Origin of the sequence: Pseudomonas sp. PS02303, assembly GCF_029959925.1 — a bacterium.
Classification (GTDB): Bacteria; Pseudomonadota; Gammaproteobacteria; order Pseudomonadales; family Pseudomonadaceae; genus Aquipseudomonas; species Aquipseudomonas mandelii.
Map to the genome: position 1 here is coordinate 56,375 of NZ_JASCOM010000016.1, position 9,338 is coordinate 65,712.

Here is a 9,338-nt window from a genome sequence, read left to right on the forward strand (position 1 = left end):
ATGCCAATTCGTGTCGACCTGCTCGCCTTAGAACCCAACGTGCCTGGCCAGGCGTGCCTCACTGTGAAGAAATGGCAGGGTGGCGAAGAACAGCTGGAGTTCTCCATTCAGCGTAACCAGGACGGGTTCTACCTCCAGGATCAGAAAGCCTGGAGCAGCAATCCGTTCTGGTTCAAGGTCTCGCGCTTCAGCGTTGCGACCAGTGGTGAAGCCCTTGAAGCCCAGGTCGGCCCGGAAGTAGTCGACCCGCTGCTCGAAGGCGGCACCAACTCGCAATTCATGATCGAGCTGCGCGAACAGAGCCAGGGGCACACCGACAAAGGCGTGGTCCGTCCAGGCGTCGGGTTGCTGCCGTCCACGGCCGGTGGCCAGACGCGTTCGACTTACGGTGGTGCAGACTTGAGCGCACCTGCTGCACCGGAACCCGAAATTCCAGAGCTGCCGGAATTGGTCCTGAACACCGCCGAGCCAGAAATCGAACTGGAATCGGTGCCCAACGAACCCGCTTACACCCCGCCTCCACCCCCGGTAAAGAAAAGCAAAAAAGGCCTCATCGGCCTCGCGCTCGTCGTGCTGTTGCTGGTGGCCGCAGCGGCCGGGTTCTGGTTCTACAAACGTACTCCGGTCCCCGCCCCGGCCATCGCTGCCGCCGTACCAGCCGGCGCCGATGCGCAAGCCTGCACCCTCGACAGCATGAACAGCCTGCCCGAGCTGACCTTCGTCCAGACCTGCATCAAGGCCGCGCCCGACAGTGCCAAGTTGCTGGAGATCATCAACGAAGCCAAGGCCGGCAAACACTGCGGTGTTGCCCAGCGCCTGTACGCCAACCGTGCCCAGGCCGGTGACGCGCTGATCGCCAATGCCTATGCCCGCGAGTACGACCCTAAATACCTGAAAGCCAGCGAGTGCTTCCCGGCCGCGGACAACGCCACCGCCGCCTACTGGTATGAAACGATCCTGACCCAGGACCCGAACAACGCCGAAGCCAAACAGCGTTTCGAGGAGTTGCAGAAGTGATGCGTTCTCCCCTGAGTCGTTTCCTGCTGAGCGGCGCCGCGCTGTTGGCACTGTGCATCAGCCCGTTGTCCCAGGCCGAAGACAAACCGCTGATCCAGGCCGGTAAAAAGACCTTGTTCCAGCGCGTACTGACCACCCCGGGCTGCAAACTCAGCCCGACGGCAGGCGGCGCGGCAGGCGATGCGCAACCAGTCTTCAGCCGCTTCTATGTTTATGAGCGTGCTCAAGCGGCCAACGCCGAATGGCTCAAAGTCGGTCCCGACAGTTACGGCAAAACCATTGGCTGGTTGCCCGCCAGCTGCACCACCGACTGGAAAATGCAGCTGACACTGGCGTTCACCAACCCGGCCAACCGCGACCGGCTGCTGTTCTTCAAGGACCGCGCCACTGTCGAGGGCATCCTTGATGCACCGGACCCGGTGAGCAAAGTCGCCCCGCTGCGGGCCACGCTGAAAAAGGGCAAGCAAGCACCGGGCGTGCTCGCCGAAGAACCTGAATATTTCGTCGACCTGCAAAAGCAGTTCTACCTGCTGCCGGTCCTCAGCGGCGAAGAAGTGATGACCGAGGGCGGTTTCCGCACGCGGCTGCTGAACGTCGCATCGGTCAGCAAGCCCGATGACCAGAACGCCAAGGGTGGTGCGGCCAACAGCGCGGCCGGTGGCAAGGAAGCCGAGGACAAGGCGGCCAACCAACTGAAGGAATTCACTGCAGCGGTGGTGTTTGTCATCGACTCGACGATCTCGATGGACCCGTACATCGACCGCACCCGCGAGGCGATCCGCAAGGTCTATCAGCAGATCGAATCGCAGAACCTCGGCAAGCAGGTCAAGTTCGGCCTGGTGGCGTTCCGCTCCAACACCCAGGCGGTGCCAGGCCTGGAATACACCACCAAAATGTATGCCGACCCGACTCAGGTGAAGGACAGTTCCGACTTCCTCGCCAAGGTCGCCGACCTCAAACAAGCCAAAGTATCGAGCAGCAGTTTCGACGAAGACGCCTTTGCCGGTGTCATGGAGAGCATCGACAAGGTCGACTGGAGCCAGTTCGGTGCGCGCTACGTGGTGTTGATCACCGACGCGGGCGCCATCGAAGGCGACGACAAGCTGTCGAAAACCGGTTTGAGCGCCTCGCAGGTTCGCCTCGAAGCCGCCAACCCGGGCGTGGCGATTTACACCCTGCACCTGAAAACCCCGGCCGGAATCAAGGACCACGCCAAGGCCGAGGCGCAGTATCAGAATCTGTCGACCTACCCGGGCACCAACACCTCGCTGTATTACCCGGTGAACGCGGGCGATATTCAGGAGTTCGGGCGCAAGGTGGATTCGCTGGCCACCGCGATCACCTCGCAAGTGAAAGCCGCCTACATGGGCGAAGACGCCATCGGCAGCGCGGTGAACGCCAAGCAGGACCCGGCCGAGAAGAAAATGCTCGAAGACGCGGCGCTGATCGGCCACGCCATGCAACTTGCCTATCTGGGCGAGAAGACCAACAGCAAGGCACCGCCAGTGTTCAAGGCGTGGATCACTGACCGTGACCTGATCAAGCAGAACATCCCGACCACGGATGTGCGGGTGCTGCTGACCAAATCCCAGCTCAGCGACTTGAGCGACGTGATGAAGCAGATCCTCGATGCGGCCAACGAAGGCCTGATCTCGCCGACGGAAATGTTCGAGCGCCTGCGCTCGGTGGCCGCCACCATGGGCGCCGATCCCAATCAGCTCAAGCAGAACGGCAACACCAAACTGGCGGACATGGGCGTGCTCGGCGAGTACCTCGAAGACCTGCCGTATCAGAGCGAAGTGCTGAACCTGGACGAAGAAACCTGGAAGAGCTGGGATGGCCTGGCGCAGGAGAAATTCATCCGCACGCTCAATACCAAACTGCGGCACTACCAGCGTTACAACGCTGACGTCGACCGTTGGGTGGCTTTAGCCAAGGACAGCGATGCACGGGACAACGTGTACCCCGTGCCACTGGAAATGATGCCTTAACGAGACGCCGATGCTCGATATCAAGAACCTGCTGGTGCGCCGAGGAGAAGGTGCGCTGGCTCATCATGTGCGCCTGCCGCACCTGCACGTCGGTGCCGGGGAAATCCTCGCCATCACCGGCGAGAGCGGCAGCGGCAAAAGCACGTTGCTCGAAGCCATCGGCCTGTTGCTGGCGCCGATAGAGCTCGAGCGTTTTCGGCTGGGCGCAACGCAGGATCAAGACATCGCACAATTGCTGGCCAGCGATGACCAGCCGGCCCTGGCGGCGGTGCGTTCGCGGCACTTGGGATTCATTTTGCAGAGCGGCGGTTTGCTGCCGTTTTTGAGCGTGCGCGACAACATCAGCCTGCCCCGTCGTTTGCTCGGCATGCCGGTCAAGAGCGCGCACATCGATCACGCGGTTGAGGTGCTGCGCCTGCAAGGCTTGCTGGATAAACACCCTCAAGCGTTGTCGATCGGTGAACGCCAACGCGTGGCCTGCGTGCGGGCGATTGCCCATGAGCCGCTGCTGCTGTTGGCCGACGAGCCGACAGCGGCACTCGATCCGCACAGCGCCCGGCGCTTGTTTGAATTGTTGATGAGCCTGGTGTCGAGCATGGGCCTGAGTGCGCTCGTTGTGTCCCATGACTGGGCCTTGCTGAAGGATTTCGGCTTGCCGCGACTCGGCGCTATCAGCCGTCAGGGAGAGACTCTGTTTGAACCGATGGACTGACCGCTTGCGCCTGCTCGCAACGCTGGCCCTGCAAGACCTCTGGCACGACCGCAAGGTGTCGTTGTGCATCGCCGCCTCGCTGGTGGCGGTGATTGCGCCGCTGTTGCTGCTGTTCGGCCTCAAGCACGGGGTGGTCAGCCAGTTGCAGGACGAACTGCTGCGCGACCCGCGCAACCTTGAAGTAAAGATGCTCAGCAACGGCAACTACGACAGCGCCTGGATCGAACGGGTGCGCCAGCGTCCCGAGACCGGATTTGCCCTCGGCCAGACCCGCTCGCTCAACACCCAGGCAGACTTGCTGATCGGCATGCAACGGTTTGTCGAAGGCGCGGAAATCATCGCCACCGAACCCGGCGACCCGCAGTTGAACCTGCCACAACTCAACCCGACCGGCGACCAAGTGATCCTCAGCGCCCGCGCCGCGCAACGCTTGCAGGCCAAGGTCGGCGACCGCGTGCAACTGCGCGTGTTGCGCCGACTTGAAGGCGTCAACGAGCGCGGCGAGATGACGCTGACAGTGCTGGCAGTGCTCGACGGCGCTCGTTTCGGCCGCGCAGCCGGGTTTGTTGCCCCTCCGTTGTTGCTGGACCTGGAGCGCTTTCGCGACGGTTATCAGGTCAGCGCATTCGGCATCGAAACCGGCAAGCCGTTGGGCGATCTGCAACCGCTGTATGCCCGCGCCCGCCTTTATGCCCGCGACATCGATCAAGTGGCGCCGCTGGAACGCTGGCTCAACGAACAACACATCGAAACTTCAAGCCGACTGGCCGACATCGACAACGTCAAAGCCATCAACCATGTGCTGGGGCTGATCTTCGGGGTTATCGCCCTCGCCGCGCTGATCGGCTGTGTGGCGTCGATGGTCGGGGCGTTCCTGGCCAACATCGACCGCAAGCGCAAAAGCCTCGCGGTGCTGCGCCTGCTGGGTTTCAAACGCACGGCGGTCGCCGGTTTCGTGGTCTTGCAAGCGCTGGTGCTGAGCCTGGCCGGCTACCTCGGTGGATTGGGCTTTTACGCTGTCGGCAGCCATTTGTTCGACTACCTGCTCGGCAGCAGCCAGGCCACCGGCACTTTTGTTTGCCACATCACACTCTGGCACGGCCTCGCCGCCCTGCTCCTGACCTTTCTGGTCGCTGCACTGGTGGCCGTGATCGGCGCCGTGCGAGCGATCAACATCCAACCTGCGGAGAGTCTGCGTGAGCTATAAACGTTTTGGCTTGCTGTTGCCCCTGAGCCTCGGCTACTTGCTCGACGCTTCGGCGGCGGGCTGGGAAGAGAAGTATTACAACCCGATGCCCGAGGCCAGCGACGTCGTGCTGCCGATGCCGTGCGAAGGCTCGATGGTGTTTCGCAAGGTGTTCATTCCGGTCGCCGGACCGCTTGACGACTACCCGATCAACATCGGCCAGGACGGCGCGGAATACGGCTACGTCGAACAAACCCGGCCGACCTTCATCGCCGGCAGTTTCACCGGCGCCAAGAATGACAAATCCCGCTACTACCTGATGGCCAAGTACGAGATGAGTCAGCTCCAATACGCCGCGCTGACCGAAGAAACCTGCCCCACCGCCGCCGCCAAAATGCGCCTGCCGCAAGTGTCCGTGAGCTGGGTGCAGGCCGTCGAAGCGGCCGACAAATACAACCTGTGGCTGCGCAAAAACGCGGCCGGCAAATTGCCGAAAGAAGACGGCGCACTGGGCTTCCTGCGCCTGCCGACGGAAGTCGAGTGGGAGTTCGCGGCGCGCGGTGGCCTGGAAGTCGGCGCAGCGGAATTCCGCGATACGCGCTACCCGATGCCCGACGGTATCAACGCCTACGAGTGGTTCGCCGGGGCGCAATCGTCTAACGGCAAACTGCAATTGTCCGGCCTGCAAAAGCCTAATCCATTGGGCTTGCACGACATGCTCGGCAACGTCGACGAGATGATGTTCGAGCCGTTCCGCCTGAACAAACTCGACCGCCAGCACGGCCAGGCCGGTGGCTATGTGGTCCGTGGCGGCAACTACCTGACCGCCCAGGCCGACCTGCGCACCGGCTTGCGCAAGGAAGAGCCGTACTACAACGCCGAAGGCCAGGTGAAAAACAAAACCACCGGTATGCGACTGGTGCTGGTCTCGCCGACCCTGACGTCCCGGGAGCGTGTCGCCAGCATTGAAAGCAGCTGGAAGAAACTCGGCACCGGCAGCAAGGAAACCGAGTCGGCTGATAAAGGCACCGTTCAGTCACTGAACACCCTGGCCTCGGGCGTGGAAGACAAGGCGCTCAAGGAAAAGCTTCAGGCGCTGGAAAACCAATTGCGCGCCAGCAACCAGCAGCAGGAAGAAACCCGCGACCAGGCGATCCGCGCCAGCCTCAACCTCGGTGCGTTCCTGTGCACCAAGATGCTCGACGACGGCCAGTACGTGGACTTCTTGCAGAAGAACTACAAGCTGAACTGCGAATCTGCCGATAAAGACGCCAGTTGCGACATGCGCAAAGGCAAGCTCGACGAGCAGAAGGATCGCCTGCACAAACTCAGCCGTTACTACGCCAGCAGCCTGGTGGAATCGGCAACCTTGTATGGCCAGCCGCTGCTGGAAGCGCAGGTGCCGGTGATGGAAGAAATCATCACCCGCAACAAGCAGCTGCAAGAACTCAAACCCTATTTGCGCACCCACTGGGCCAATCAGAAGACCTTCCTGCAAAAGCAGAAGATCGACACCGATGCCTGGCTGACCAGTTGCAAAACCGTCACTCAATAACTTACTCAACAACAACAGCCAACACCGTCACCAAGGAGTTTCACCATGTCGCGCAGCCTCTGGACTCGCTTCAAGCTACAGATCGCTTTTGTCATCACTGGCAGCCTGTTGCTGACAGGTTGTGCCAACACCGGCAGCTCGATGCTCGGTGGCAGCGAGGGGGCCGACCCGCGTCTGACCCAAGGCAATGACGCAGAGTTTTTCAGCAAATCCGGTTACCAGGCCTGTGCGGTCGGCGCCGGTGTCGGCATCCTCGGTTGCGCACTGTCCAATAGCAGCAACAAGGCGGTCTGCGCCATCGCCGCCGGTATTACCGCGTGTGGCGTGGCCATGGGCGCGAACTATTACCTGGATCAACGTCGCAGCGAATACTCCGACACCACCACCCGCCTGGCGAAGATGAACAGCGACGTCGAGCAAGACACCCAGAACGTGATCGCCCGTACCGCGACCGCTCAGCAAGTCATCAATGATGACCAGGCGCAAATCGCCCAGATCAAAAAGGACATCGCCAACAAGAAAGTCGACAAGGCCAAGGCCCAAGTGCAAATCGCCGAGATCGATTCGAACATCGCGCGCCTGCGTAAAGACCTCGGCAACATGCGCACCAAGGTCACCGAGTACACCAAAGTGGCGGATGCCGAGCGTGCACAAGGCGCCGGTGCCGAGATCAAGCAGGTGGACATGAACATTTTGAAAATGAACCAGAAAGTCGCCGCCCTGCAAAAGGAAGTCGACGGTCTGTACAACCAGCGTTCCGCGATCACCCTGGGCTAAGCACATGACTCTACGACAGCTGGCGGTCCTCACCGCCGTCCTGGCCCTGAGCGGTTGCGCGACGAAGCCGGGCGAATGCGATGCGACCAATCGCGACAGCAGCATGCTGACCAAGATGAACTGCGACTACTCTGGTGGTTATAGCGACCAGGTCAAACAGAAGGAACTGGCCCTGACCGCGTCCCGCCAGGAAAACGCGATGTTCCGCCAGGTGTACGAGAACATTCAGGCCCAGCAGCTCAGCACCAAGACCGACCTGGCCAGCCAGCAGAAGTCCCAGGCGGCGCTGAACCAGTCGCTGGGCCAGTTGCTGACCTCGCTCAAGGCCCGGCATGGCAACCAAAGCCAGGTGCAGAAGCAGATTGCCGGGCTCGAGCAGCAGCTCAAGGCCTCCCAGGCAGCGCCCGTGACCAAGACCTCACCCGCGACGCTGGCTGCCAAGCAGGAACAACTGAAGGCCTTGCAGAAGAAAGTGAATCAGCTGCAATTCAGCCTCGGTTACGAAGAGTAACTTTTCACCCCGCAGGCCTGCCGATGGTGGCCTGCACCCTTTTCAGGAATCGTCGTCATGCAGCGGGTCATCAGGGATGCGCAAGCCACACCAGAGGGGATGAGTGCGCTGCAAGCCAAAGTCGCCCTCATCCAGAAACACTTTCCGCCGACCGTCGCCAGCCTCTTCGCCATCCCGCGAATGGGCAGCGGTGACGTGCTGGAATGGTGGACCGAACTGGGTGGCCAACCCACGCCCTATGCCGACCTCAACGAGGACGCGCAACGACGTTTGCTGGAAACCTATGAAGTGCGTCAGACGTCCCTTGGACAGTTGGCGGACGAACTGCAAAAACGCGGTCAGCCCACCGTAGCGGATGACCTGCGCAGCCTGCTCGGCACGCCCGAGCTGGATAAACTCTACAGCCTCAACGGCGAGCCGCTGGTGGTGCGCTGGAACCAGCGCCCGCCCAAACCGATCGTGCCGCCGGTTGTTCCAGTGGTGCCGGTAGTGCCGCCGTCGCGTCGCGGCTGGTGGATCGCGGCGGCCTTGCTGGCGCTGCTGTTGCTGCTTCTGGCGCTGTGGCTTTGGTGGTTCTTGCACCGTGAACCCGTTGTCGTGGTTCCACCTGTAGCGCCAGTGGTGACGCCGGTCGAGAAACCGGTTGAGAAACCGGTTGAGCCTGTTCCCGAGCCTGTCGTGGAACCCGAGCCGGTTCCAGAACCGGAACCCGTGCCAGAACCGGTGCCGGTGCCGGTGCCGGAACCCAAGCCCGTCCCGCCACCAAAACCGGTCGTGGCCGCCCCGCCACCGGCCCCGACGCTGGACAACTTCGCTTGCCGCAAAAAAGCGCCCAACGCAGAGATCCCGCAATTTGTGGTGGTGCTCGACACTTCGGGTTCGATGGATTTGAACATCAAGTCTGTGAAAGCCGACGAGGACTGGTTCTTCGGCAACGAGCTCAACAAGTACCTGGATGTGAACCGCACCACGCAGATCTTCGCCAAACCGAGCCGCATGGACGTCGCCAAGGACTCGCTGGCCGGCATGATCAACGGGCTGGACCCGAAGATCGACACGCGCCTGATCACCTTCGCCGGCTGCGAAAGAACGCCGGACCAGGGCGTGTTCAAGTTCGGCGACCGTCAGCGGCTGATCAACGGGATTCGAGGCCTGGTGCCCAACGACGGCACACCACTGGCCGACAGCCTGGCCCACGCGGCAAGCACCGTCGACGGGCGCAATAACGACGCCGTGATCGTGATGTTCGTCGACGGTGAGGACGGTTGCCAGAAAGACGTATGCGCCGTGTCCCGCCAAATCGCCAGGGATCAACCGCGGCTGCGGGTCAACGTAGTGAAAATCGGTGCCGGCGGCCCGTCACGTTGCATCGCTGAAAACACCGGCGGCCGGGTTTACAGCAGCACCAATGCGGCGGAGCTGGGCAAGCAGTTGAAACTGGCGAGCAAGGAAGTGTCGAGCAATGCCAAGTGTGATTGATCGTCTGATCTGAACATTGAGGTGAGCCCTTCGCGGGCAAGCCTCGCTCCCACAGGTGATATGCCGTTCACACAAGAGTGGAACGCCACATGCCCCTGTAGGAGCGAGGC

At 61.6% G+C, this 9,338-nt stretch carries 8 protein-coding genes; all 8 read left to right on the forward strand.

Annotated features, from left to right (window positions below; genetic code table 11):
* Genes QMX98_RS06940 through QMX98_RS06975 form a run of 8 tightly spaced genes read left to right on the forward strand, consistent with a single transcriptional unit; the run spans position 1 to position 9,228 of the window.
* On the forward strand, positions 1–1,017 hold the full coding sequence (locus QMX98_RS06940; RefSeq protein ID WP_083375472.1) for a hypothetical protein: 1,017 nt from the start codon (positions 1–3) through the stop codon (positions 1,015–1,017).
* Positions 1,017–3,008: a vWA domain-containing protein gene (locus QMX98_RS06945; protein WP_083375471.1), complete on the forward strand. Its 1,992-nt coding sequence runs from the start codon at positions 1,017–1,019 to the stop codon at positions 3,006–3,008. The genes QMX98_RS06940 and QMX98_RS06945 overlap by 1 nt, the downstream gene beginning before the upstream one ends.
* A 10-nt stretch (positions 3,009–3,018) precedes the next feature.
* On the forward strand, positions 3,019–3,720 hold the full coding sequence (locus QMX98_RS06950) for an ABC transporter ATP-binding protein (RefSeq protein WP_010465137.1): 702 nt from the start codon (positions 3,019–3,021) through the stop codon (positions 3,718–3,720).
* Complete coding sequence (locus tag QMX98_RS06955) at positions 3,704–4,927, forward strand: FtsX-like permease family protein (RefSeq protein WP_221107763.1); 1,224 nt, start codon at positions 3,704–3,706, stop codon at positions 4,925–4,927. The genes QMX98_RS06950 and QMX98_RS06955 overlap by 17 nt, the downstream gene beginning before the upstream one ends.
* Complete coding sequence (locus QMX98_RS06960; protein ID WP_282410478.1) at positions 4,917–6,461, forward strand: SUMF1/EgtB/PvdO family nonheme iron enzyme; 1,545 nt, start codon at positions 4,917–4,919, stop codon at positions 6,459–6,461. Before QMX98_RS06955 ends, QMX98_RS06960 begins: the two co-directional genes overlap by 11 nt.
* Before the next feature lie 45 nt (positions 6,462–6,506).
* Positions 6,507–7,238, forward strand: coding sequence for a hypothetical protein (locus QMX98_RS06965; RefSeq protein WP_010465143.1), 732 nt, complete (start codon positions 6,507–6,509; stop codon positions 7,236–7,238).
* A 4-nt stretch (positions 7,239–7,242) separates the two neighbouring features.
* Positions 7,243–7,749 carry a hypothetical protein gene (locus tag QMX98_RS06970; RefSeq protein WP_010465145.1) on the forward strand — a complete coding sequence of 169 codons (507 nt, stop codon included), beginning with the start codon at positions 7,243–7,245 and terminating at the stop codon, positions 7,747–7,749.
* A 57-nt stretch (positions 7,750–7,806) separates the two neighbouring features.
* Entirely contained in the window at positions 7,807–9,228 is a 1,422-nt protein-coding gene (locus tag QMX98_RS06975; protein ID WP_083375469.1) for a VWA domain-containing protein, read from the forward strand.
* Positions 9,229–9,338 lie beyond the last annotated feature (110 nt).